Below are 24807 nucleotides of genomic sequence, written 5' to 3' on the forward strand. Positions count from 1 at the left end.
TCTATCTGTTTCGGGTGGGCTCTCATGGGCATGAATTTGGATGCTCCTATCTACTTGCAGCGACAGGGATATTTGTCGCCGGCTAGGAATAGGATTCTGGATATCGGTCCCCAGACCATCTATTTCGCACGGCCGGAACAGATCAGGGAAATCGTCGAGCGGCAGGGCGTGTCAGCCTCGGACACGGCAACCGTAGAGCGCCTCGTCTATTTCTCGACGCCGCGTCCGGGTGAGCGGACCACCATGCTGTCGGAAATCACCGACCTGGCCAATATCGAATATGCGTCCATCGACGTGTGCCCTGGCCTGAAGAACACGCACATCCTGGATTTGAATTTCGATGTGCTGCCGGACGCGCTTCGCGGACGCTACGATGTCGTTTTCAATTTCGGGACAACCGAGCACATCTTCAACCAGTGGAACTGCTTTGAAGTCATCCACGATGCCTTGAAGGTGGATGGGGTCGTCTACCATCAGCTGCCGGCCAGCGGGTATCTCGATCACGGATATTTCTGCTATACGCCCTTGTTCTTCCGGGAATTGGCGGCCGCGAACGCCTATACGATCGAGCAGATGATCGTAACGCACGCGGGCGAAAGCAGGATCGACGAACTCGGCCTGCCATCGCTGGACGGCGAGACGCTATTGAAGCCAGCCGGTCACTTGAATGGAAACAATCGCATCCCTGCGCTGAACATCCATGTCATTCTGCGCAAGACAATCGACGCGCCGTTCCGCGTCTCCCTCGAGATCGCGACGGCCCACTCCGTTGCCGACCGGAAGATGTTGAGGCGTTACCGGAAGGGCGGCAATCGCACCATTCCGTTTGTAAATCGGTTGGGTCGGTTCTTCACGTCAAACGGCCGATGAAGCGGATCCGGCGATCGAAGGCGCGATGGCGGGACCTCTGCTGCTATTTGCTGCGATCGGTTTGCGCCCTGGGTTAACGACCGAGCGACGTGAGAGGTTTTATGGACTTTGGTTGGTGAGCGCGCTGGGGCTCGAACCCAGGACCCCGTGATTAAAAGTCACGTGCTCTACCGGCTGAGCTACGCGCTCGCTCCCAAGGCTAGACCGACGGTGAGGTCGTCGGGCCCGGTCGTCTGCAGTCCGCCATCTCAACGTCGGCGGTGCTCCGGCGGTTCAGCGGCTCCTTGCGGGAACGGCACCAGCCGCGCCCAAAGCCGGTCACGGCCGTTCGCACGCGCTGTGTAGGGGGCAGGGCGGTTTCGGTCAATAGGGCTCGCGGGCAAACCACAGGGGCAGTTGAAGGGCTCCCCTGTGAGCCGCGGGTGCGAACGAGCGCGGCAACGGCCCATATTCTCGGCGCTCCGTGTCGAAGCTCACCCCACCCAGCTCTCATCGCGAGCGAGGGCAGCCGAACCCTCCCCTCCAGGGCAGGGTAGTCTGGCCGGCGTCGCGCGATTCAGGGGAGCGGCCCCGGCCGTGGACGGCCGAGCGCATCAGGGCGGCACGGCTTAGACCTTCTCGGCGACCTTGCCCGCCGGCTTCTGCGCGACCAGGGCGGCGAGCTCCGGCACATAGACCGGGCGCAGGCCGATCAATTCGGCGGTGCGCACCGCGCTGTAGCGCCAGAATTCGAAGGAATTGAGCCGCGACATCTCCAGGACCGCGATCGCTACCGCCGACAGGAACGGCAGGCTCTCCAAGATCAGGACGGCCGCGAAGATGTAGAGCTCGGTGATCTGGTAGGTGTTGGTGCCGATCAGGATGCCGGCGCCGATCAGGAGCAGGGCGCCGATCACGGCCTCCCAGAACGCCTGGAACTCGATCGACATCCGCGACAGCCCGCCCTTGGAGGTCCGGGCGAAGGCGATGTGCTCGGTGATGAGGCCCTGCGCCACCGCGCGGGAGACCGTCCATTGCACGCTCATCGCTGCCACCATCGCTCCCAGCATCTGCCACGGCCCGATCCTGACCCGCAGCCGGTACAGGATGAGAAAGTGGGCGAGCGAGACCACGAAGGCGGCGATGATCGGGATGGTCAGGATCTTGTCGGGAATGGCGATGCCGGCGAATGCGACGATCGGCACCCAGATGAGGTTGAGGATCGCGACCACCACGCCGAGGCTCTCGGCGCCGAGCCAGTTCAGCCAGCCGAGCAGAAACTCGCGCTTCTGGTCGCGGGAGAGCCGGGTCTTACCCGGCAGGAAACGCCGCCAGTGCTTCTTGACGATCTGGAAGCCGCCATAGGCCCAGCGGTGGCGCTGCTTCTTGAAGGCCTCATAGGTGTCGGGCAGCACGCCGCTGCCATAGCGGGTGCTGGTGTAATGGGTGGTCCAGCCGAGCTCCTGGATGGCAAGGCCAAGATCGGTGTCCTCGCAGATCGTGTCGCTCGACCACCCGCCGGCCATGTCCATCGCCGCACGGCGGATCAGGCACATCGTGCCATGCACGATGATCGCGTTCGCCTCGTTGCGCTGGACCATGCCGATGTCGAAGAAGCCGGCATATTCGCCGTTCATGATGTAGTGCATCAGCGACAGGTCTTCGTCGCGATGCTCCTGCGGTGCCTGCACCAGACCGACCGATGGATCGGCAAATGCCGGCACCAGGTCCTTCAGCCAGTTCTTCTCGACAACATAGTCGGCGTCGATGATGCCGATGATCTCCGCATCGGCCGCAGTGCGGTCCATCGCGATGCGCAGCGCGCCGGCCTTGAAGCCCTTGACCTTCTCGGCATTGATGAACACGAAGCGCTCGCCGAGCATGCGGCAGTGATCCTGGATCGGCTGCCAGAACGCGGGATCAGGCGTGTTGTTGATGATGATCACGCATTCGTAGTTCGGATAATCGAGCTGCGCCAGCGCATCGAGTGTCTGCTTCAGCATCTCCGGCGGCTCGAAATAGGCCGGGACGTGGATCGAGACCTTCGGAAAATAGCCTTCCGGCGCGGCCTTGGTGTTCTCGGCGACCTTGTCCTTGGTCAGCAACCGGCGCGGCGGATGGCCGAAGGCAACCGCCGCGATCTCCTCGATCCGCGCCATGGCGATCAGGATCAACGGCACCAGCAACGTGAGGCCGAGGGTCAGCGCGAAGGCCGATCCCCAGACGAAGTAATGCACCGCCCAATAGGCGAAGATCGTGGAGACCCAGGCGCCGACGGCATGCGCGGCAACAGCCAGCACGAAGGCCTGCGGCATTGTCGCGCGCACGATCCGCAGGATCGGTAGCGACAGCAGCACGCCGACGAGCAGCGCGATGGTTGCGAGCTTCCAATAGTCGGGATTCACGATCGGCCCGGTCCAGGAGAATTTCGGCTCGCGCGCCGCGTTGAGCACACCCCAATACGGCCCGACGCCACCCTCGAAATATTTCCAGGGCTGATCGATCGCCTCGACGATGTTGTATTCCATGCCGATGGCCGAGGCCTGGGCCAGGAAGTTGCGCAGAACCTTTGCCTGTCGAAACGGACCCGGCACGGCGGGACCACGGTTGTCGCCGCTGCGGTTGTAGCCCTGGCTTGGCCAGCCGAACTCGGCGATCATGATGCGCTTGCCGGGGAACTGCTTTTTCAGGAGCTGATAGCGGTCCACCGCCTGATCGACGGCCTGATCGTCGGTGAAGAACTCCCAATAGGGCAGCACATGCGCGGCGATAAAATCGACATTGGAGGCGAGTTCGGGATTGTCGCGCCATGTGTTCCAGACATCGCCGGTGGTCACGGGCACGTTAACCGATTTCTTTACGCGCTTGATCTTCTCGATCAGTTCATCGACCTTCTGCGTCGCCGTGAGGATGGTCTCGTTGCCGACCACGATGCCGATCACATTGCTGTTGTGGCGGGCGAGATTGATCGCGGACTGGATCTCCCGCTCGTTGCGATCGGCATCCTTGTCGATCCAGACGCCGAGCATGACCTTCAGCCCAGCCTCAGCCGCGAGCGGCGGCACCACTTCAACGCCGCCGGTCGAGGTGTAAAGCCGGATCGCACGCGTCATTGTGGCCAGCTTCTTCATGTCCTCCCGAATGCGTTCCGGCGGCGCAACCGTGTCGATCGTGGGTGACCCGGTCCCTTCGTGCGGATCGTATGACATGCTTTGCAGCAGGCCGGTGAAGTCGGGGGCCTGCTGCTTTTCCTGCAACAATCCCCACAACGCGGCATGAGCCGCGGTGACGAACAGCAGGACGGCGACGATCGCGCGCATCGATGAAGCAACCATTCCGGGATCAGGTGACAGGACGAAGCGAAACTGTCCGCTGCTGTCCCACCCCGCGGGTGCGATCGCCTGGCAAACCCGTCAGCGAACGTCGATTGGGAAAGGACACCAGAAACCTACTCGTGCGGTTCCGGCTCAGGCACGTTCTGTGAGCGCTAACGTGTTCCGAGAGCATCATGACCCCAAGACCGCTACCGCTCAAACGCTGAACAGGACCTGAACCGCGGCGCGAGGTTCGACCAGCACGCCCGCGATTTCAAGAACAATACTGCGACGCTAACCCGCCGAATTGCCCTTGCTCCTATGGGCGCGGCGCATACGCCGCCGAGCCCGCTATTTCGCCGGTGGCGGGGAGGGTTGCCCCTGCGGCGCCGGCGGCTGTGCCGCAGCGCCTGCGCCTGGGGACACCGCCTGCGGAGCCGGCGTTGTCTGCGGAGCCGGGGTCGGCGCGGCTGCGACTTGTGGTCGCGCGTCCGGATTGATCCAGCAGGTGTGGACGTGGTTGCTCAGCGAGTTCTGCACCTTCGGGTCGATCTGCGCGATGAAGCGCGTCAGGCAGCGGAACGCGGCCTGGACGTGACCGCCCGGGCAGCCGAACCGGTCGTACAGGTCGAGATGGCGAAATGCGGTATCGAGGTCGTCATTATACATCAGCTGGACGACGCGACGGCCGAGCCAGACGCATTCGGGATTGCCGGCGGGGCCGCCGTTGAGCGCCTGGGCCGCTTCCGCGAACTCGTCGACCTTGCGCTGATTCTCCTTCGAGAGGTCTGCCGGATTGGCGGCCTGCTGCTTGTTTTGATCCTGGCCATGATTGTCACCGCCGCTCTGGGCGATGCTCGCCTGGCTTCCCATCAGCAGGACGAGCCCGGCGGCGGCGAGATGGCGCACGATCGAAACCTTGAACTGAAGCACGCGTCGACCCATAAATTCCCCGATAGTTGCCTTCATGCCGTCCCGCTGCGGCCGCAGTGTTGATGCCGATCAAATGGGTCCCGAATGCGGCGGGTGGTTGATTCCGACTGCCGCATATCGTTCCTCAAGGATGGCATTGCGAAGCGACCGCTTGCCGAATGCCAATGACCGGAATCGCGGATTTTGTCCAGCAATGCCACAACCTAATCGGCGCATCCTCGCCGCATCGTAAAGGCGCGGCCCGGGCGGCGGGACCGAACGCCGCAGGTGCGTCTCCAGCACCAGGTCCGGGCACTAGGTCCGGGCACTAGGTCCTGGCACCAGGTCTTGGCACCAGGTCTTGGCAGACGGCCAGCAACCGGGTAAGCACCGGTCCCCTGGCTGGAGAATGGAACTGAAATCTCTTCGCACACCGCTGGCGCTTCTGCTCATATCGCTGGGTGCAATCGCTGCCATGTGGTGGTGGCTGGCCACGCCCATCAAGCTCGCGCGCGCCCCGATCGAACCCGCCGCCAAGCTGCAATGCGTGTCCTATGCCCCGTTCCGTGGCGCGCAGACCCCGCTGGATCCGACCACCTATATCGACGCCGATCAGATCGAGCAGGATCTGACGCAACTCGCCAAGATTTCAGAATGCGTCCGCACCTATTCGATCGAGAACGGTCTCGACCAGGTGCCGGCGATTGCAGCCAAGGTCGGCATCAAGGTCATCCAGGGCATCTGGCTCGGCAGCAACAAGCTCAAGAACCAGGAGCAGATCGCGGTGGCGGTCAGCCTGGTGAAGCATTATCCGCAGGTCATCACCGCCGTGGTGGTCGGGAATGAGGTCCTGCTGCGGGGGGAAATGACCACCGCCGACCTCGCCGCGATCATCCGCAGCGTGAAGGCGCAGGTCACCGTTCCCGTCACCTATGCCGATGTCTGGGAATATTGGCTGCGCAACCGCGAACTGTACGACCTCGTGGATTTCGTCACGGTCCACATCCTGCCTTACTGGGAGGATTTTCCGGTCCGCGCCAAGTTCGCGGCAGTCCATGTCGATGCCATCAGACGACAGGTCGCGGTCGCGTTTCCGAACAAGGAGATCCTGATCGGAGAGACCGGCTGGCCGAGCGAGGGACGGATGCGCGAAGGTGCGCTGCCGTCGCGCGCCAACCAGGCCCGTATCGTCTCGGAGATCCTCGACCTCGCCAAGCGCGAGAATTTCCGGGTCAACCTGATCGAGGCCTATGACCAGCCCTGGAAACGCCAGCTCGAGGGCACGGTCGGCGGCTATTGGGGCCTCTTCGACGCCGCCAAACGGGTCTTGAAATATCCGCCCGGAGAGCCCGTCAGCAATTATCCGCTCTGGAAGTTGCAGATGGGCGGCGGGATGATCTTGAGTTTTGCCGTCTTCCTGGTTGGCTGGCTCACCGTCCGCGGCAGGCCTTGGGCTCCGCATTGGTCGGCCTGGCTGGGCGTTGCGGTCTCGGCAACCTCGACCGGCATCCTGTTCGGGATCGCGGCGGACAAGATGTTCTACGAGAGCCTTGGCGTCGGCGGCTGGGTGCACTGGGGCGCGCTGCTGGCGGCCGGGGTGTTGGTGCCGCTGTTCGGTGCGAATGCCGCCATGGCCGGCCGGCCGCTGCCGACCTTCCTCGACTTGCTGGGTCCGGCCGACGGGCGCAAGCATACGCTGGCGACCTATCTGCTTGGCCTGATGCTGGTCGTCACCGTGCTGATCGCGGCAGAAACCGCGCTCGGTTTCGTGTTCGACCCGCGCTACCGCGACTTTCCGTTCGCCAGCCTGACCATGGCGGTGGTCCCGTTCGCGCTGCTGCTCGGCAATCGCCCCGTGCAAGGGCCGCGACCGATCGCCGAGGCGACCTTTGCCGGACTGCTCGCGGCGTCCGCGATCTATATCCTGTTCAACGAGGGCCGGGAGAACTGGCAGGCGCTGTGGACCTGTGCGGCCTACCTCGTGCTTGCCTTTACGCTGTGGCGGGCGCGGGCCGCGCAAAGCCCAGAATGAGCAAGCCGATCGCAAGGCCGGACAGCACGATATTGTAGAGCACGATTCCGAGGCCGGCCGCGATCACGCCGCCGGTCAGGAGCACGATCGACGGCCGCATCACGTGCAGGATCGCGATCACCAGCGCCGTTCCGCCGAACACCGAACTCTTGAACAGCGCAGTCGCCACCAGCCGCGCCTTGCAGATCGTGGTCTGCAAGCCTGCGTCGCAGGCGAGTGCGACAGTGGAGAACTCGATCGCGAGATAGCGCAGATAGAGCGCGTAGCCGACGGTGGCGAAACCGACGATCAGGAGCCATTGCACCTGATAGGGCGTGAGGCGGAACGGGGTCTTCTTCATGCGCGGACTATGCTGCGGAAAGGTGGCGTGGACAAGGGCCGAAAGGACTTGCCGGACTGCATCCGCAATCCGGCCGAGATCCTTGAAATGCCGGCACTAATCGTGATCAGGAACGCCGGAAGAAGGACGACAGCGTCGATGATTCCGCCGGCGGCGGGGCGGCGGCAGGAGGCGGCGGCGCCGGCGGGGGCGGCTCCTCGCGTGCTGCACCGTGATGCTGCTGCGGTGGCGGCGGCGGGGCTGCGCGACGCCGCTGCGGGTAAACCGGCTTCGTGGCTGTCGACGCGGCGGCCGGCTTGGCGGCATCGGGCTGGTTGGCGTCATCGCTGCGAATGGCGAGGCGCTGGCCGTCATAGACGGTGGTTTCACAAGCCCGCTGGCTTTCTGCAAGATTGGCGCAGATCCTCGCGGCCGCCGCAGCGTCGGCGAGCGGCCCGGCGCCGAGCCGGAGCTGCATCCCGAGGCCGCTGTTGCCTTCCTTCACGATGATGATCGGACGGAGCGCCGCAAGCTCCTTGTGGCTCTTGGAGAGACCGCGCCACAGCGCACGCAGGCCGTTCAGCGAATTGGCCGTGCCGAGATCGACCGCGAATTCGGTCTTCTGCACGGGGGTCGCGCCAGCATTGGTGTCGGCTGCGTCTGTCGGCTTGGTGTTCTCGGCATCGGCTGCAGGGGCCGGCTCGACATTCGCCAGCTTGTCCGGCCCGGCCGGCTTGCCGGCCGCCGAATCGGACGGGGCAGGCGCCGACTTGGCCGCGAACAATGAGGCTGCGGCCGATGTCGTCGGTACATTTGAACCAGCTTGGTTCGGTCCTGGGGAAGAGCCGGCAGGCATCTGTGCGTGAGCGGCCTGGACTGAACCGGCGCCGGGCTTGCCGCCCTCGGCGCGAAGAGGCTCAGAAACGCCGGGCGCGCCCGAAGCGACAGGCGCCACCGTCGGCGCGCCGATCACGTTTGCCACGGTCGGACCGCTCGCGGCAGCCGACGCCGATAAGGCCGCCTGTACAGGGGGAGGACTCGCCGCCGGCTGTGGCTCGGCAGATGCCACCACGGCTTGCGACGTCTTGCCGAGAATCGGAGCCGCCGCCGGGCCGGAACTCTGCTTGGCGAGCGCGCCGGTAACGGAATCCAGGCTCTGCTCCAGCACGGTGACTCGCGCATAGAGCCGATCGCGATCGTTGTTCAGGGTTTCGATCGCGGAAGCGAGCTGCCGCTGCTCGCTTTGGCTGTCACGGGCCAGCGACTGGATGAGTTGCGTCTGGCGCGCCATATCCGCTGCGGAAACGCGGTCGCGCCGCCACCCGAGAGCCGCCTGGTTGGCAAGTACGGCAACCACAACAGCACAAAGCGCCGCTGCAGCCCACCAGCCGATCCGCCACAAGGTGCGGCGATCGAATGCATTCTCCTCGGCAAGCAGTCCGGATAGTGTGCCGCCGGTTTTGTCAGCCCCGAGAGCACCGGCCTTTTTGTCGGAGTCCTTTACCATTCACCTGCAGCCCTGCCGAATCACGCCGGAACATTAACAGGAAAAGCACCGGTGGCCTTCGCCGGTACGGTTTGCTGCGAACAGAAAACCGCTTTAAGACGGCGCAAAATCCCGTGTCCCGCAACAAGGTGTCTCATGACCGCTCGATCCAGTCTCACAATTGTGCTCGCGGCAGGCGAGGGGACGCGGATGCGGACAACTCTGCCGAAAGTGCTGCATCCGATCGCAGGCGAGACCTTGCTGGCGCATGTGCTCGCCGCCGCCCCGAAGGGCGCGGGCGCGCGATTGGCGGTGGTGATCGGTCCTGGGCATGATGCCGTCGCGCAAGAGGCCAAGCGACTGCGCGGAGATGCCGACATTTTCGTTCAACGCGAGCGGCTCGGCACCGCGCATGCGGTGCTCGCGGCGCGCGAAGCGATAGCGCGGGGCGCCGATGATCTGCTCATCGCCTTCGGCGACACGCCTTTGATCTCGGCGGAGACCTTCGCACGGCTGCGCGCCCCCCTGGCGCAAGGTGCAGCCCTTGCGGTGCTTGGCTTTCGTGCGGCCGATCCGACGGGTTATGGGCGTCTCCTGCTGAACGGCGATCGCATGGTTGCGATCCGCGAGCATGCGGATGCGAGCGACGAGGAGCGCAAGGTCACCCTGTGCAATGCCGGCGTGATGGCGTTTGACGGCGCACGCGCGCTCGAGATCCTGGACAAGATCGGCAATGCGAACAAGAAGGGCGAATATTATCTGGTCGACGCGGTCGCGATCGCGCGCGAGATGGGACTCGATGCCGTCGTGATCGAAACCTCGGAAGATGAAGTGCGCGGCGTGAACACTAAGGCGCAGCTTGCGGAGGCCGAGAGCGTGATGCAGACCCGACTCCGCCGTGCCGCCATGGATGCCGGCGTCACCTTGATCGCGCCGGAGACGGTGTATCTCGCCGCCGATACGACGTTCGGCACGGATGTGACGATCGAACCGTTCGTTGTGATCGGCCCCGGCGTCTCGATCGGCGATGGTGCCGTGATCCACGCCTTCTCACATGTCGTGCAGTCTATCATCGGCCGAAACACCTCGGTCGGGCCGTATGCACGGATGCGGCCGGGCACCTCGCTCGGCGATGGCGCGCGGATCGGCAATTTCGTCGAGACCAAAGCAGCTGTTCTGGAGGAGGGTGTCAAGGTCAACCACCTCTCCTACATCGGCGATGCCGAGGTCGGCGCCAATACGAATATCGGCGCCGGCACCATCACCTGCAACTATGACGGCTTCCTCAAGCACAAGACCATGATCGGCAAGGGTGCCTTCATCGGCACGAACTCATCGCTGGTCGCGCCGATCAAGATCGGTGCGGGCGCCTATATCGGCTCAGGCTCGGTGATCACGCGCGACGTTCCCGACGACGCGATGGCGCTCGAGCGCAGCCAACAGACCATTCGCGAAGGCGGCGCTACGCGCTATCGCGAGGTGAAATTGAAGGCAAAGAAGGCCAAGACCAAGGAATAGGAGGCCGCGTCTAATCCTCGCCGTCCTCGAACTCCGAGAACATCGCCCGGGTCAGGCGCCACCCACGCCGCGTCGAATGCTTGATTGGCTCGCTGGTCTTGTGCTTGATGGCCATCGGCTTCAGCTCGCGGCCCATGCTCGGCGGTGGCCAATGGGCGAGATGGCTGCCGGTGTCGTGTGCATGCAGTGGGCTGGTGCCTTTGGGGTCAGGCCATTTGCGATCGGTCATGGGACAGCCTCCGTGCCCGCATTGTTTGCCCAAAGCCTTGATGGCGCGTTAAGGCTCGTGCGCGGTTCGGCGGGTTAGGCTTTCCACTTAACCCTGTCGCAATCCGCAATAATTATTGAATCCTGAATGTGATCGGATTTCGTTAAGAGAAACCGAGGCTTTTGAGTAACTTTTCGACGATTGGGGAAGGCGCGGAATGTGCGGGATTGTCGGCATTTTGGGACGCGGGCCGGTCGCCGAGCAACTGGTCGATTCGCTCAAACGTCTCGAATACCGGGGCTACGACTCGGCTGGCGTCGCGACCCTCGAAGGCGGGCGCCTGGAACGTCGGCGCGCCGAAGGCAAGCTGAAGAATTTGGAAGCGCGGCTTCGTGCCGAGCCGCTCAAGGGCTTCACCGGGATCGGGCACACGCGCTGGGCCACACATGGCAAGCCGACCGAGACCAACGCGCATCCGCATGCGACCGAACGCGTCGCCGTCGTCCATAACGGCATCATCGAGAATTTCCATGAGCTGCGCGAGGCCCTGCAGAAGAAGGGAACGGTGTTCGCAACCGAGACCGACACCGAAATCGTCTTGCATCTCGTGGACGAACTGCTCGGCCAGGGCGTGCCGCCGGTCGATGCCGTCAAGGAGACGCTCGGCAAGCTGAAGGGCGCGTTCGCGCTTGGCTTTATCTTCGCAGGCCAGGACGATCTGATGATCGGCGCGCGCAATGGCCCGCCGCTTGCGGTCGGCTATGGCAAAGGCGAGATGTATCTGGGCTCGGACGCGATCGCGCTGGGTCCGTTCACGGACAACATCAGCTATCTGGAAGACGGCGATTGGGCGGTGCTGACGCACGACGGTGCGACGATCTACGACCGCAACAATGCCGTCGTCAGTCGCGAGATCGTCAAGCACGGTCCGGCGACCTCCCTGGTCGACAAGGCGAACTTCCGCCACTTCATGGCCAAGGAGATCCACGAGCAGCCGGAAGTCGTCGGCCACACCTTGGCGCGCTATATCGACATGGCGAGCGAGCGCATCGCGCTCCCCGCCGCCTTGCCGTTCGACTTCAAGGACATCCAGCGGATTTCGATCACCGCCTGCGGCACGGCGAGTTATGCCGGCCATGTCGCCAAATACTGGTTCGAACGCTTCGCGAGACTGCCGGTCGAGCTCGATGTCGCCTCCGAGTTTCGCTATCGGGAAGCGCCATTGCGCAAGGGCGACCTCGCGATCTTCATCTCCCAGTCCGGCGAGACCGCCGACACCTTGGCCGCGCTCCGCTACGCCAAGGCACAGGGCGTGCACACGCTGTCCGTGGTCAACGTTCCGACCTCGACGATCGCGCGTGAAAGCGAGATCGTGATGCCGACGCTCGCTGGTCCCGAAATCGGCGTCGCCTCGACAAAAGCATTCACCTGCCAGCTGATGGTGCTGGCGACCCTCGCGGTGGCGGCTGGCCGCGCCCGCGGCGAATTGTCGGAGACCGATGAGGCCAAGCTCGTCCATAGCCTGGTCGAGATTCCGCGGCTGATGACGGCGGCATTGTCGATCGAGCCCCAGATCGAACGCCTCGCCCGCGACATCGCAAAATCGACAGACGTGCTCTATCTCGGCCGCGGCACATCGTACCCGCTGGCGCTGGAGGGGGCGCTGAAGCTGAAGGAAATCTCCTACATTCACGCCGAAGGCTACGCCGCCGGCGAACTCAAACACGGCCCGATCGCGCTGATCGACGAGAACATCCCGGTCGTGGTGATCGCGCCGCACGATCGCGTATTCGAAAAGACCGTGTCCAACATGCAGGAGGTCGCCGCCCGGGGCGGCAACATCATCCTGATGACGGACGCGAAGGGGGCGGCCGAAGCGACGGTCGATTCGCTGGTGACGATCATCTTGCCGGATATGGGCTCGACCTTCACGCCGATGGTCTACGCGATTCCGGTGCAGCTTCTTGCCTACCACACCGCCGTGATCATGGGGACGGACGTCGACCAGCCCAGAAATCTCGCGAAATCGGTGACCGTGGAATAGCCACGATCTGCTTGCCGATCGAAGCGGCTTGGGATCAGCGGAATCCGTAAGACAGGCCGTTGCCTGCGTCCGAAGGTCGCGAGCGGCAAAGAAGCCGATTCGAGGACGGAAAGGGGGCCATTCCCCTTCAAAAATCTGCTAAGAGGCTTAGCTGAGATTTGATCCGACCCGGAAGCCTGCATGAGTTCCCGCGACGACCTGCCGCCCCAGCCTGAGCCTCCGGCCGATGCGCCTGCCGAAATCACCCACCACGGGTTGATGTTTCGGTTCCGCAACTATTTCCTGACCGGCCTCGTGGTGGCCGGCCCGGTGGCCATCACGCTCTATATCACCTGGTGGTTCGTCACCTGGGTCGATGGCCTGGTGCGGCCGTTCGTGCCCTCCGCCTACCGGCCCGAAACTTATCTGCCGTTCGGCATCCCCGGCTCCGGACTGATCGTAGCGGTGGTTGGCCTGACCTTGCTCGGCTTCCTCACCGCGAACCTGATCGGCCGCACGCTGGTCGATCTCGGCGAACGCATTCTCGGCCGGATTCCGGCGGTGCGCGCCATCTATCGCGGCCTGAAGCAAGTGTTCGAGACCTTGTTCTCCGGCAAGGGCTCGAGCCTGCGCCGGGTTGGGCTGGTCGAGTTTCCCTCGCCGGGCATGTGGTCGATCGTGCTGATCTCGCAGCCGCCGAGCCCCGACATCGCGAACAGCCTGCCCGGGCAGGAGGATCACATCTCGGTGTTCCTGCCCTGTGCGCCGAACCCGACGACCGGCTTCTTCTTCTACGTGCCGAAGAGCAAGATCGTCGAGATCGACATGAAGGCAGAGGATGCGGCGACGCTGATCATGTCGGCAGGCGTGGTGCAGCCGGGCTCCGATCCGCAGAAGAAGGCGGCGGCGCTGGGCAACATGGCCAATATGGCGCGGATCGCCAATTCATCTGCGCGCACGGATGCGCTCGAGCCGGAGCCTGCGAAGGCGGATTGATCTTCATTCAGCCAAGGAGCGCAAGCCCGCTCTGTCGGTAGAGGGCTCTGACGTTTCGACAGTTCATGCTTGGGCGGAGTCGCGTACTCTGCGATGTGCAACGACCGGAGCCGTCGATGATCCCCAGCATTGCGATTCTTGCGCCCGGCGCCATGGGCAGCGCGGTGGCGGCGCGGCTCGCCGAGCATGGCGCGAAGGTTTTGACGTCGCTGGAGGGCCGCAGCGCGGCAACCACGGCACGCGCCGCGAAGGCCGGCATGATCGCGGCCGACGCCGCCGCGATCGTCAATGCCGACATCATCCTGTCGATCGTGCCGCCGGCCGAGGCGGTTACGCTGGCCGGGCAGTTGGCAACCCTGATCACGAAGAATGCGAAAAAGCCGGTGATCGTCGACTGCAACGCGGTCAACGTCGAGACGATCGCCAAGATCGAAGCGATCGTATTGTCCGCTGGTGCGCGCTTCGTCGATGCCGCCATCATCGGGCTGCCGCCGAAGCCGGGCACGAAGGGGCCGGCGCTTTACGTCAGCGGCGACAGCGCCAAGAACGTCGCGGCGCTGCGTGATCTCGGGCTCGATCTACGCATCATTGATGGGCCGGTCGGCGCGGCGTCGGCGCTCAAGATGTCCTATGCCGGCATCAGCAAAGGCCTGACCGGGGTTGGCACGGCGATGGTGCTGGCGGCGACGGACGCCGGCGCGGCCGATGCGCTACGCGACGAACTCGCGCTGAGCGCGCCGGCGGTGCAAGCCCGTCTCGCCAACGCGCTGCCGGACATGATTCCGAAAGCCTATCGCTGGGTCGCCGAGATGCGCGAGATCGCGGGCTTCCTGGGAGAGGATCATCCGGCGGCTCTGATCTACGAAGGTTTTGCCCGCCTGTTCGAGCACATCGCGGCCGATGCGCAGGGCGCAGGAACCGAAGGTGCCAAGCTGGTCGCGTTTGCCGAGAGCTGCAAGGTGAAGAAGTCCGCGTAGCTGTCTCCACGCAATATTGCGATGGATGCGAAGCCATCCAGAACTCCCCCTCGTCGTCCCGGGCAAGCCGCGACGCGCGCCAGCGCCGTCGCGGCGCCGAACCGGGACCCATACGCCGCGGCGGATCTGGCAGGCGAGCCGGTCAACGCGCGCCTGCCTCAAACTGCTATCCGGGATTATGGGTCCCGGCTCAAGGCCGGGACGACAGCGTTGTTAGTCGATGCAGAAGGCGAAGGGTGGGCACGGCGGGCCTCCCACACCGGCGAGGCAGAAGCACCGTTCAACGCGCCTTTGCGCAGCCTACGGAAGCACGCGCCGATCTACCCCGCCGTCAGCAATGGAATCGCCTCGTCGCGTTCGTAGAGATAGAGCAGACAACGCAGCGCCTCGCCGCGCGGGCCCTCAAGCTTGGGGTTCTCCTTCAACACGCGCAGTGCCTCGTCGCGGGCCTGCGTGATCAGCTGGGCGTGCACCTCGGGGCGCGCGATGCGATAGCCGGGCAGGCCGCTCTGGCGGATGCCGAGCACGTCACCTTCGCCGCGCAGCTTCAGATCCTCCTCGGCAATGCGAAAACCGTCGGTGGTTTCGCGGATCACGGCGAGCCGCGATTTCGACATCTGCCCGAGCGGCTCGTGATAGAGCAGGATGCAGGTCGAGGCTTCCGAGCCGCGGCCGATGCGGCCGCGCAATTGATGCAGCTGCGCGAGCCCGAAGCGCTCGGCATTCTCGATCACCATGATGGTCGCTGCCGGCACGTCGACGCCGACCTCGACCACGGTGGTGGCAACCAGAAGCCGGATTTCATGAGCTGCAAACTGGCCCATGACACGGTCTTTCTCGGTGCCTTTCATCTGGCCGTGGACGAGACCGACGCGATCGCCGAAACGTTTTTGCAGGCTCTCGAACCGCTCGGTCGCATTGGTCAGATGATCGGTGCCCTCGGCCTCGGATTCCTCGACCAGCGGGCAGATCCAATAGACCAGCTTGCCGGCGTTGAGGGCGCGGCCGACCGCATCCATCACCTCGCCGAGGCGCGTGTCCGCGACGGCGCGGGTGTCGATCGGCTGACGTCCGGCCGGCTTCTCGCGCAGTTCGGAGATGTCCATGTCGCCGAAATAGGTCAGCACCAAGGTGCGTGGGATCGGGGTCGCGCTGAGGACCAGCACGTCCACCGCCTCGCCCTTGGACGTCAGCGCCAGCCGCTCGCGCACGCCGAAGCGGTGCTGCTCGTCGACGATCGCGAGCGCCAAGGCCTTGAAGACGACATCGTCCTGGATCAGCGCATGGGTGCCGACCAGCAGATCGATCTCGCCGGCCTCCAGCCGTGCGAGAATATCGCGGCGCTCCTTGCCTTTCTCGCGGCCAGTGAGGATCGCTACCTGCATGCCGGCTCGTTCGGCCAGCGGAGCAATGGTCTTGGCGTGTTGACGTGCCAGAATCTCGGTCGGCGCCATTAGCGCCGCCTGCTTGCCCGCTTCGGCGACGGCCGCCGCGGCCAGCAGCGCCACGACGGTCTTGCCGGAGCCGACATCGCCCTGCAGCAGCCGCAGCATGCGCACGGGCTTGCCGAGATCCTCCGAGATCGCGGCCATCGCCTGGGCCTGCGAGTTCGTCAGCGCATAGGGCAGGGCGTCGATGATCCTGCGGCGGAGATGGCCGTCGCCGGCGTGGCGGTTGCCCGCGGGACGGCGCAATTGTGCCCGCACCAGCGCCAGCGCCAGCTGGCCGGCGAGCAGTTCATCGAAGGCCAGCCGCGACCAGTATGGATTTTCCGGCAGCACGTCCGTCAGTTCCTGCGGAACGTGCACGCGCGTCAGCGCCTCCTTGAGCGGCGGGAAACCGCAGCGGCTCAAAACTTCCGGGCTGATCCATTCCGGCAGGTTCGGCAGCTTGGTGAGCGCCAGCGCGATCGCGCGCCGCAAGGAGCCCAGCGCGAGGCCCTCGGTCAGGGGATAGACCGGATCGATGCCGGACAGTCTTGCAAACGCCGCCTCGTCGAGGATGCGGTCGGGATGGACGATCTGCGGCATTCCATCGTAGCGCTGCATGGTGCCCGAGACGTAGCGCTTGGCGCCGATCGGCAGCTGCTTCTCGATGTAGTCGCCCTTGGCACGGAAGAAGGTCAGTACGACGTCGCCGGTGTCGTCGCTGGCATAGACCAGGTAAGGCGCCCGCGCATTGCGCGACGGCCGGTGCCGCTCCACCGTCACCTCCAAGGTCACCATCGTTCCGACCTCGGCATCCCGGATCTTGGGCCTGTTGCGGCGGTCGATCACGCTCGAGGGCAGATGCAGCAGCAGATCGACCAGACGCGGGGTGTCGGTCGTGCTGAGCAGGTAGCGCAGCAGCTGGTCCTGTTTCGGACCGACGCCGGCGAGGCTCGTGACCGGAGCAAATAGCGGATTGAGCAGAGCAGGGCGCATCGACGACACTTAAGACCGTTTCGGCCGGCATATCCGCTCCTTGGCCGGCGTCCACCTGTTTTTTCGTCCGCGAACGGCCCGAACATGTCGGTTCTGCGTCGGACAGGGCTGACAGGACCGGGGACGGTCGCTATATGAACCGCGCCCGGCTCCGTCCGGGCTTTTGGCGTTGTACCGCAAGGATATCGCGATGACTGGGACGACCCGATCGAGCCAGGGGCTTGATGACCGCCGCAAGCGGCTGCTGTTTCGCTGCTGGCACCGTGGCACGCGGGAAATGGACCTGATCCTGGGCCGTTTCGCCGATGCCGAGATCGCGACGCTTGCCGATGACGAATTGGCCGAGCTCGAGCAGCTGCTCGAAATTCCGGATCAGGATTTCTACGCGGCGGTGACTGGCCACGGGCCGCTGCCGCCCGAGGCGGCCGGCGCGCTGTTTCTGCGCATCAAGGCGTTCCGCGCCGTGGGTTTGGATTGATGAAGAGCCCTGTCAAATCGCCTGCCGAGCTGCTGGCGCCTGGACGCGCGCTGACGCTCGCCAATGTCGCGGAAGGCGCCGAAGGTCTGGTCGCCGCCGATCTTGCCCGTGCCGTTGCCGCGCGGCCGAAGCCGCCGGCGGTCAGCCTTGCCGTGATCTGCCGCGACGGCGCACGGATGCAGCAGCTCGCGCGTGCGTTGGAGTTCTTCGCGCCCGATCTGCCCGTGATGCAATTCCCGGCCTGGGACTGCCAGCCTTACGATCGCGTCTCGCCGCATGGCGGCATCCTGGCGCAGCGCGTCACCACGCTGGCGCGGCTGTCGCGGCTGGCCGGCAGCGACAAGCCGCTGATCGTGCTCACGACGGTGAATGCGGCCGTGCAGCGCGTGCCGGCGCGCGAGACCATGGCCGGACAGGCGCTGTCGGTGGCGCCAGGCCATGTCGTGCCGATGGACTCGGTCGTCGCCTGGTTGGAGCACAACGGCTATAATAGGTCGTCGACGGTGCGCGAGAGCGGCGAATATGCCGTGCGTGGCGGCATCCTCGATCTGTTTCCAGCCGGGCTCGATCAGCCGGTGCGCTTCGACTTCTTCGGCGACTCGCTGGAGTCGATCCGCACCTTCGATGCGGAGACCCAGCGCACGCTCTTGGACATGCGCTCGCTCGACCTGGTGCCGGTCTCCGAATTCCAGCTGGTCACCGACACCATCCGCCGCTTCCGCATGGGCTATGTCGCCGAGTTCGGCGCGCCCGAGCGCGACGATGCGCTCTACGAGGCCGTCAGCGAAGGCCGCCGCTATCCCGGCATGGAGCACTGGCTGCCGCTGTTCCACGACAACATGGAGACGCTGTTCGATTATCTCGCCGGCACGCCCGTCATCATCGAGTCGCAGGGCGAGGATGCCGCGCGCGAGCGCTTCAAGCAGATCGCCGACTATTACGACGCGCGGCGCGAGGCGATGGAGCATCCCGGCGGCGGCGCGATCTACAAGCCGCTGCCGCCTGACCGGCTCTATCTGAGCGAAGCCGAATGGACGGCGCGGCTCGATGCGGCGCCGGTCGCCAAGCTGACGCCGTTTGCCGTGCCGGAAGCGGCTGGCGTGGCCGACATCGGCGCCCGCCAGGGCCGCAATTTCGCGCCCGAGCGCAACGATGCCGCGGTCAACGTATTCGAAGCCGTCGTGGCGCATGTGCAGGCGCTGCAGGCGCAGCGCAAGAAGGTGGTGATCGCGCTGTGGAGCGAAGGCTCGCGCGACCGCATGACCAGCATGCTGCGGGATCACAAGCTGACGCTGGTCACCAGCGTCAACACCTGGCGCATGGTGCAGGCCACCCCGCGCAACGAGACCATGCTGGCGGTGCTCGGGCTCGAGACCGGCTTCGAGACCGACCAGATCGCCGTCATCTCCGAGCAGGACATCCTCGGCGACCGCCTGGTGCGGCCGCGCCGCGCCAGCCGCAAGCTCGACAATTTCATCTCGGAGGTCACCAGTCTTGGCGTCGGCGACATCGTGGTCCATGTCGATCACGGCATCGGCCGCTTCGTTGGCCTGCAGACGCTCGAGGTCGCCGGCGCGCCGCATGACTGTCTCGAGCTGCGCTACGCCGGCGAGACCAAGCTGTATCTGCCGGTAGAGAACATCGAGCTGTTGTCGCGCTACGGCTCCGACCAGACCAATGTCGAACTCGACAAGCTCGGCGGCTCGGGCTGGCAGACCCGCAAGGCCAAGCTGAAGAACCGCATCCGCGAAATGGCGGGCGAGCTGATCAAGATCGCGGCCGAACGCATGCTGCACGAGGCGCCGAAGCTGCCGGTCCAGGCCGGGCTCTACGACGAGTTCTGTGCGCGCTTCCCCTATGATGAGACCGAGGACCAGCTCGCCGCGATCCAGGCGACGCTCGGCGATCTCGAAGCCGGACGTCCGATGGACCGGCTGATCTGCGGCGATGTCGGTTTCGGCAAGACGGAAGTCGCCCTGCGCGCGGCGTTCGCGGTGGCGCTCGACGGCAAGCAGGTCGCGGTCGTGGTGCCGACGACGCTGCTCGCGCGCCAGCATGCCAAGACCTTCACCGAGCGCTTCCGCGGCTTTCCGGTCAATGTCGCGCAGGCCTCGCGCCTCGTCTCGACCAAGGAGCTCAACCAGGTCAAGAAGGGGCTGACCGACGGCTCGGTCGACATCGTGGTCGGCACTCACGCGCTGCTCGGCAAATCGATCAAGTTCCGCGATCTCGGCCTGCTCATCGTCGACGAGGAGCAGCATTTCGGCGTCAGCCACAAGGAACGGCTGAAGCAGCTGCGCGCCGAGGTGCATGTGCTGACGCTGTCGGCTACACCGATCCCGCGCACGCTGCAGCTGGCCCTGACCGGCGTGCGCGAGCTGTCGATCATTGCTTCGCCCCCGGTCGATCGCCTTGCCGTGCGCACCTTCGTCGCGCCGCATGATCCCGTGATGATCCGCGAGGCGCTGCTGCGCGAACGCTATCGCGGCGGCCAGGCCTTCTACGTCGTGCCGCGCATCGACGATCTTGCCGAGGTCAAGGAGTTCCTCGACAAGACCGTGCCGGAGATGAAGGTCGCAGTCGCGCACGGTCAGATGGCGCCGACCGTGATCGAGGACATCATCTCCGCCTTCTACGACGGCAAGTTCGACATCCTGCTCTCGACCACGATCGTGGAATCCGGCCTCGACATTCCCAGGGCCAACACGCTGATCGTGCACCGCGCCGACATGTTCGGCCTCGCCCAGCTCTATCAGCTACGTGGCCGCGTCGGCCGCTCCAAGCTGCGCGCCTACGCGCTGTTCACGCTGCCGTCGACGCACAAGATCAGCGCGCAGGCGGAGAAACGCCTGACCGTGCTGCAGTCGCTAGAGACGCTGGGCGCGGGATTCCAGCTCGCCTCCCACGACCTCGACATTCGCGGCGCCGGCAATCTGCTCGGCGAGGAACAGTCCGGCCACATCAAGGAAGTCGGCTTCGAGCTGTACCAGTCGATGCTGGAGGAGGCGATCGAGAACCTCAAGGCCGGCGTTACCGAGCCCACCGTCGATCGCTGGTCGCCGCAGATCACGATCGGCATGCCCGTGCTCATTCCGGAGGACTACGTCTCAGATCTCTCGGTGCGGCTGTCGCTGTATCGCCGGCTCGCAGATTTGGAGACCGACGAGGAGATCGAGAACTTCGCCGCCGAGCTGCGCGACCGCTTCGGCAAGCTGCCGGACGAGACGCGCTATCTGTTCAAGGTCGCGGCGATCAAGAACTACTGCCGCAGGGCCAATGTCGAGAAGGTCGATGCCGGTCCGAAGGGCGCGGTCATTGCCTTCCGCGACAACAGCTTTGCCCACCCCGAGCGGCTGGTGGCCTTCATCAAGCGCCATGGCCAGGCTGCCAAGGTGCGGCCCGACATGAAAGTGGTGTTCCTGCAGGATTGGGAGACGCCGGAAGAGCGGCTCGCGGGGGCCACGGATATCCTGAAGGACCTTGCCGAGCTCGCAGAGAAGAAGAAGGCGGCGTAGTCCTGCAAAGGCTCGGCATCAGATGAATATGAGACAATACCCGATTGGGATTGAATGTACGTGGCTTGCGTCCGATCGCCAGAGACATCTGGCGCGTTCATGACTGCAGGTGCCGGACCAATCCCCTTCGATCGCATTGGAGGTGTAGCTTCTCCCGATAGAGAATCTTGAAGAGCAGTTGTGCCGTTTGCCGGTCGTATCGTCCTATCGTCAGCTTGTCGGGGTGCCGCGGCCGGACAGCTTCATCGCGTTGTGCGAAAGAGGGCTATTCGTCTACGATTGGACCGACGTCCATCGTACAGGAAAGAATGAAACGGGCGGTTATGAGCTCGTCGCCATTCCCGATGCTCCGATTGGCTCGAGTCGGCTTCCTGCTGAGCTATTGGACGTTGCGGATACACTGAAGCTTTCGGCGACCCTTTTTGGCGGAGAACGCACCGTCGCAATCAGATCGCTTCTGAAGTGCGTGGAAGCTAGGTGACGGCTTATCTCAGCAACCAGCCGAAATGCAGCGCACAGGTGGCGACAGCGAAGACCAGAACGATCGCGATCACGCTCACCCAGTCGGTCTCGTCGCGAGATTGTTGTTTCTGCACGTGCAATGCTCCTCTGTACAGGAGGCCCCCAGGTCCGAAACGACGAAATCAGACGAGTGGGGCGAATGCGCGGTCGCGGAATGTAGGTGTTGGGTTGAGATCGTGATGAAGCCGGCGGCAGCGAGCGTCCGATATCAGCAAGGCATTGCGAATGGAGCGCCGTCTGCCAGATTCAGCCGTCATTGCGGGCGCAACGAAGCAATCCAGTATCTCGCGCCATAACGGCGATGCTGGATTGTTTCGTCGCTTCGCTCCTCGCAATGACGGCAGTGTGCCTTCGACTATATCAAGACGCTGCGCGGTGTGTCTCGTCGTACAGCCGCGCGAGCAGGCTGCGTGCGGTATCGCCCGGCTGCAGCGCGGCGACGGTGATGGATGGCTCAGCGCGTGCGTCACGTTTGCCGTGCGAAGTGTGGCGCATCACGCTCGTCAGGCGACGCGCGATCCCGTGCGCGGCGCGCAGATCGGTCTCGGCGAACACCACGATCACCGAGCCGTTGTCCTCGCGGGTGCCGAAATCGGTCCGCCGCATCAGCCGGCCGATGATCCGGGCGCCGTCGAACTGCGCGCGGGGATGCGTCGGGTCGAAGGCAAAGCGTGCGGCTGCAAGCCCGCTGCCTCGCTTCAAAGCCTGGCTCACGGCGGTCGCGAAGTCGCGGGCGAAGGCAGACTTGGTCAACAGACCGGTCTGCGGATCGAGCATCCCGCCGGCTTCGATTGCCCTGAGCGTCCGGTTCAAACGCGCCTCGAGGGCGTGCTGACGGATCAGCGGCAAGGCGTTGGCGGCAATGTGCGCGGGGTCGCCGGTGACGACCTCGAGATTGGCCAGCGCGACCGGCGGCGCAGGAACGCTGCAGGTCACCACGACGGCCAGGCTGCGGAAGCGCGTGTCCTCGGACAGCACGGTGAGAAAGGCATCGACGACGCGCGGCGTGAAGCCGTCGCCGAGCACGACCCCATCGATCTCGCGGCTCGCGAGATGCTTGGCGGCCGCCTCGATACTGAGCGCGCCGACCACCGCCATGCGCTCGCCGAGCGCGACCGAAAGCTCTGGATAGGACGTGCCGCGGCCGAGCAGCAGCACGGTGGCGTCGTTGAGCGGATCGCTATCCGGCAGGGAGATGGGTTCGGCACGGGCTTCGCTGAGCCGCCGCAGCACCGTCGCATGCAGGCTGCGAAGGCGGAGCGCGGCTCGCACGCGGGCCACGAGACGGTCGGTGTCGTTCTCGGTCCGGAAAGGCACGGCATTATCCGGCAGCTGGCCGTGAGGCCCGAGCGCTATCACCGGAACGTAGGGTTTTCGCGCAACCAACTGTCGCGCCACGGCCGCGATGTCGGCCTCGGGTGCACCGTCCAGTGCCGCCAGCACGACTGCGGGTTGCAGCTCGGACGAAGCGCGCACCGCCTCGCGCCAGGTGGTCTGGACCGAGGGGGATAGCTGGGCTGCCTCGAGGGCGGCCACCAGCGAAGGCCGTGCGGAATTGGAGACGAGAAGAAGCGGGCCTTGCTGGGACATAAGGATACTCAGAAACGCAGGCGATTGGGCCTGTGATCCTAAGTTGCCTGCGTTAACGCGCCGTTAGCAATGTGTGCTGCTTCAGGCCGAAGTGCTGGTCCGGTCCCGAAATGCCTCTACCATGAGGGGGTTGAGCCCGAGCTCCGCCAGCGCCTCGCGGGCCCGCGCATTGTCCATGGCACGCCCAGCCAGCCGGTGGCCGCTGAGACGATCGGGCAGGGCGGTCAGCAGGGCCCCCTGGCCCAGCCGTCGCGACCACTCGTGCAGGTCCTGCGCCAGGAAGCGATAGCCGCCCACCGCCATTACGCCGGCCGGCGGCGCGGTGATCGAGATCACGTCCCGGACGCGGTCGAGACGAACGGCGTATTCGGTATCGACGTAATCTCGCGGTTGCGCCGGGACCAGAGAGTCGCTCGGCGGTGCCGGGGGCGCATAGGCTGCAACGACGACCATGGGGCCGCGCAGTCCGAGGGTGCCCTTTGGCGTCACCAGCACCTCGCCCGCAATCGAGGAGCCCGGCTGGTCGCGTGGCACGCCTTGCAACCCCGGCTTGACCGGACCGGGCGCGCCGTCCGGCGTCGTGCGACGAACCGCGAACATTCCGGCCTCGCCGAACAAATACACGTCGGTCATCTCGACCTGCTGCGAAATCCAGGCCGGGCTCGATCCCACCTGCTCGGGCGCCCGCCACATGCCGATGACGTGCCGCAAGCTTGGCAGACGAGCCGCGAGATCGCCCTCATCGAGCCGCAGCGCCAGCTGCGCCGGCGCGATCAGGGCATTGCAGCCGAGCTCGTTGATCTGCTGCTCCAGCGTATCGGAATCGAACGGATGATGCAGGGCGAGGCTGCCGCCCGATAGCAGCCAGGTGACGAGCGAGGAGGTGAGGCCGGCGAAGGACGACGGCACGAAGGCCGACATCATGTTGGCACCCTGCGGCAGATCGCTCTCCAGCGAGACCGCAAGTCCCCCCGCGATCAGGCTCAAATGGCTGCGCGGCACGGCGCGGAAGCCGTCGCCGGTGACATCGAAGGAGATGATCGCGGCCTTGCGGCCGTCCTGCAGGACGTTTCGCGCCGAGCGCGACGGCTTTGCAATCGCCTGATCCAGCGAAAACATGCCCTCCGGCAGCTCGCTGCCGAACCCGCAGACGTGGCGGATCGAGAACGCTTCCGCCGCAGCATGCATCGCGAGATCGGCATGGATCACGCCGTCGACCTTGGTGGTGGTGACGATTGCGCGAGCACTGATGCGGTTCAACGCCGCCACCAGCTCCGCCTGGCGCCACAGCAGCGGGAACACCGCTACGACGAGCCCGGCGCGATGCGCGGCGAGCACGGTCAGCATGAATTCCACGGTGTTCGGCAGCTGCACCGCGATCACCGAATTCGTCGGAAGCCCAGCGTCGATGAAATGCGCTGCGAGCGCGGCAATGATCCGATCGGCGTCGGCATAGGTCAGTATCCGCTGGGGCTGGCCGGTGACCCGCGGCTTGTTGACCGGATCTATCAATGCGACCGCATCCGGCTTACGCGCCAGGATACGCTGGAACAACCCGTCAAGCGTCGGCGATGTCGTAACCTGGTTCACCTGCTGCCCCATCATTCCCGGTGTGGCGGAAACCCGGATCTCCGAAAATGGTCCT

16 protein-coding genes and 1 tRNA gene are annotated in these 24807 nt (G+C 64.9%); 8 read left to right on the plus strand and 9 right to left on the minus strand.

What is annotated here, in order from left to right:
- Window positions 1-24: 24 nt before the first annotated feature.
- Entirely contained in the window at window positions 25-870 is an 846-nt protein-coding gene (locus QX034_RS28605; RefSeq protein ID WP_315767830.1) for a hypothetical protein, read from the plus strand.
- A 113-nt stretch (window positions 871-983) separates the two neighbouring features.
- Here the strand turns inward: QX034_RS28605 and QX034_RS28610 are convergent.
- The 3 genes from QX034_RS28610 to QX034_RS28620 all read right to left on the minus strand — a co-directional run bounded on the left by QX034_RS28610 (window position 984) and on the right by QX034_RS28620 (window position 5108).
- Window positions 984-1059 (minus strand) — tRNA-Lys (locus tag QX034_RS28610).
- A 419-nt stretch (window positions 1060-1478) separates the two neighbouring features.
- Entirely contained in the window at window positions 1479-4169 is a 2691-nt protein-coding gene (locus QX034_RS28615; RefSeq protein ID WP_315742270.1) for a glycosyltransferase, read from the minus strand.
- A gap of 345 nt (window positions 4170-4514) precedes the next feature.
- Window positions 4515-5108 (minus strand): beta-1-3, beta-1-6-glucan biosynthesis protein, encoded by a 594-nt coding sequence (locus QX034_RS28620; RefSeq protein ID WP_315704045.1) that lies wholly within the window; start codon window positions 5106-5108, stop codon window positions 4515-4517.
- 376 nt (window positions 5109-5484) lie between these two features.
- On the opposite strand from QX034_RS28620, the gene QX034_RS28625 reads away from it, so the two are divergent.
- Entirely contained in the window at window positions 5485-7107 is a 1623-nt protein-coding gene (locus QX034_RS28625) for a beta-(1-6) glucans synthase (RefSeq protein ID WP_315704044.1), read from the plus strand.
- On the opposite strand, the gene QX034_RS28630 is transcribed toward QX034_RS28625, so the two are convergent.
- Together QX034_RS28630 and QX034_RS28635 are read right to left on the minus strand one after the other, a co-directional pair.
- Complete coding sequence (locus QX034_RS28630; RefSeq protein WP_315704043.1) at window positions 7067-7447, minus strand: hypothetical protein; 381 nt, start codon at window positions 7445-7447, stop codon at window positions 7067-7069. The two genes, QX034_RS28625 and QX034_RS28630, sit on opposite strands and share 41 nt — an antisense overlap.
- A gap of 106 nt (window positions 7448-7553) precedes the next feature.
- Window positions 7554-8933 (minus strand): hypothetical protein, encoded by a 1380-nt coding sequence (locus QX034_RS28635; RefSeq protein WP_315742200.1) that lies wholly within the window; start codon window positions 8931-8933, stop codon window positions 7554-7556.
- A gap of 135 nt (window positions 8934-9068) precedes the next feature.
- Here QX034_RS28635 and glmU point away from each other — a divergent pair, with 135 nt between their 5' ends.
- Window positions 9069-10430: a bifunctional UDP-N-acetylglucosamine diphosphorylase/glucosamine-1-phosphate N-acetyltransferase GlmU gene (gene glmU, locus QX034_RS28640; protein WP_315704041.1), complete on the plus strand. Its 1362-nt coding sequence runs from the start codon at window positions 9069-9071 to the stop codon at window positions 10428-10430.
- A gap of 10 nt (window positions 10431-10440) precedes the next feature.
- Here the strand turns inward: glmU and QX034_RS28645 are convergent, their stop codons facing one another.
- Entirely contained in the window at window positions 10441-10659 is a 219-nt protein-coding gene (locus tag QX034_RS28645) for a hypothetical protein (RefSeq protein WP_315704040.1), read from the minus strand.
- A gap of 196 nt (window positions 10660-10855) precedes the next feature.
- Between QX034_RS28645 and glmS the strand changes: the two genes are divergently transcribed.
- From glmS to QX034_RS28660, 3 genes are all read left to right on the plus strand, one after another.
- Window positions 10856-12682 carry a glutamine--fructose-6-phosphate transaminase (isomerizing) gene (gene glmS, locus QX034_RS28650; RefSeq protein WP_315764216.1) on the plus strand — a complete coding sequence of 609 codons (1827 nt, stop codon included), beginning with the start codon at window positions 10856-10858 and terminating at the stop codon, window positions 12680-12682.
- 180 nt (window positions 12683-12862) lie between these two features.
- A complete protein-coding gene (locus QX034_RS28655) occupies window positions 12863-13657 on the plus strand; it encodes a DUF502 domain-containing protein (protein WP_315704038.1) in 795 nt (264 codons plus the stop codon).
- 116 nt (window positions 13658-13773) lie between these two features.
- A complete protein-coding gene (locus QX034_RS28660; RefSeq protein WP_315704037.1) occupies window positions 13774-14634 on the plus strand; it encodes a DUF1932 domain-containing protein in 861 nt (286 codons plus the stop codon).
- Between the two features lie 320 nt (window positions 14635-14954).
- Here the strand turns inward: QX034_RS28660 and recG are convergent, their stop codons facing one another.
- The gene (recG, locus tag QX034_RS28665) at window positions 14955-17057 is read right to left on the minus strand and encodes an ATP-dependent DNA helicase RecG (protein ID WP_315704036.1); all 2103 of its coding nucleotides are present in this window, start codon (window positions 17055-17057) and stop codon (window positions 14955-14957) included.
- A 190-nt stretch (window positions 17058-17247) separates the two neighbouring features.
- On the opposite strand from recG, the gene QX034_RS28670 reads away from it, so the two are divergent.
- On the plus strand, window positions 17248-17535 hold the full coding sequence (locus QX034_RS28670; RefSeq protein ID WP_315704035.1) for a succinate dehydrogenase assembly factor 2: 288 nt from the start codon (window positions 17248-17250) through the stop codon (window positions 17533-17535).
- Window positions 17535-21050, plus strand: a complete 3516-nt coding sequence (gene mfd, locus QX034_RS28675) for a transcription-repair coupling factor (RefSeq protein ID WP_315704034.1) — start codon at window positions 17535-17537, stop codon at window positions 21048-21050. Before QX034_RS28670 ends, mfd begins: the two co-directional genes overlap by 1 nt.
- An 882-nt stretch (window positions 21051-21932) precedes the next feature.
- On the opposite strand, the gene QX034_RS28680 is transcribed toward mfd, so the two are convergent.
- Window positions 21933-23162 (minus strand): GGDEF domain-containing protein, encoded by a 1230-nt coding sequence (locus QX034_RS28680; protein WP_315704033.1) that lies wholly within the window; start codon window positions 23160-23162, stop codon window positions 21933-21935.
- Window positions 23163-23243: 81 nt separating this feature from the next.
- Window positions 23244-24752, minus strand: coding sequence for a class I adenylate-forming enzyme family protein (locus tag QX034_RS28685; protein ID WP_315704293.1), 1509 nt, complete (start codon window positions 24750-24752; stop codon window positions 23244-23246).
- Window positions 24753-24807 lie beyond the last annotated feature (55 nt).

The organism is Bradyrhizobium sp. SZCCHNR3119 (genome assembly GCF_032487775.1).
In the GTDB taxonomy this organism is placed as follows: Bacteria; Pseudomonadota; Alphaproteobacteria; order Rhizobiales; family Xanthobacteraceae; genus Bradyrhizobium.

Excerpts from the sequence above, each read along its gene's own strand:
- QX034_RS28660 (WP_315704037.1), top strand. The coding sequence starts at position 13,774 with ATGATCCCCAGCATTGCGATTCTTGCGCCCGGCGCCATGGGCAGCGCG.
- QX034_RS28670 (WP_315704035.1), top strand. The coding sequence starts at position 17,248 with ATGACTGGGACGACCCGATCGAGCCAGGGGCTTGATGACCGCCGCAAG.
- mfd (WP_315704034.1), top strand. The coding sequence starts at position 17,535 with ATGAAGAGCCCTGTCAAATCGCCTGCCGAGCTGCTGGCGCCTGGACGC.
- glmS (WP_315764216.1), top strand. The coding sequence starts at position 10,856 with ATGTGCGGGATTGTCGGCATTTTGGGACGCGGGCCGGTCGCCGAGCAA.
- glmU (WP_315704041.1), top strand. The coding sequence starts at position 9,069 with ATGACCGCTCGATCCAGTCTCACAATTGTGCTCGCGGCAGGCGAGGGG.
- QX034_RS28645 (WP_315704040.1), bottom strand. The coding sequence starts at position 10,659 with ATGACCGATCGCAAATGGCCTGACCCCAAAGGCACCAGCCCACTGCAT.
- QX034_RS28605 (WP_315767830.1), top strand. The coding sequence starts at position 25 with ATGGGCATGAATTTGGATGCTCCTATCTACTTGCAGCGACAGGGATAT.
- QX034_RS28635 (WP_315742200.1), bottom strand. The coding sequence starts at position 8,933 with ATGGTAAAGGACTCCGACAAAAAGGCCGGTGCTCTCGGGGCTGACAAA.
- QX034_RS28625 (WP_315704044.1), top strand. The coding sequence starts at position 5,485 with ATGGAACTGAAATCTCTTCGCACACCGCTGGCGCTTCTGCTCATATCG.
- QX034_RS28620 (WP_315704045.1), bottom strand. The coding sequence starts at position 5,108 with ATGGGTCGACGCGTGCTTCAGTTCAAGGTTTCGATCGTGCGCCATCTC.
- recG (WP_315704036.1), bottom strand. The coding sequence starts at position 17,057 with ATGCGCCCTGCTCTGCTCAATCCGCTATTTGCTCCGGTCACGAGCCTC.
- QX034_RS28630 (WP_315704043.1), bottom strand. The coding sequence starts at position 7,447 with ATGAAGAAGACCCCGTTCCGCCTCACGCCCTATCAGGTGCAATGGCTC.
- QX034_RS28655 (WP_315704038.1), top strand. The coding sequence starts at position 12,863 with ATGAGTTCCCGCGACGACCTGCCGCCCCAGCCTGAGCCTCCGGCCGAT.
- QX034_RS28615 (WP_315742270.1), bottom strand. The coding sequence starts at position 4,169 with ATGCGCGCGATCGTCGCCGTCCTGCTGTTCGTCACCGCGGCTCATGCC.
- QX034_RS28680 (WP_315704033.1), bottom strand. The coding sequence starts at position 23,162 with ATGTCCCAGCAAGGCCCGCTTCTTCTCGTCTCCAATTCCGCACGGCCT.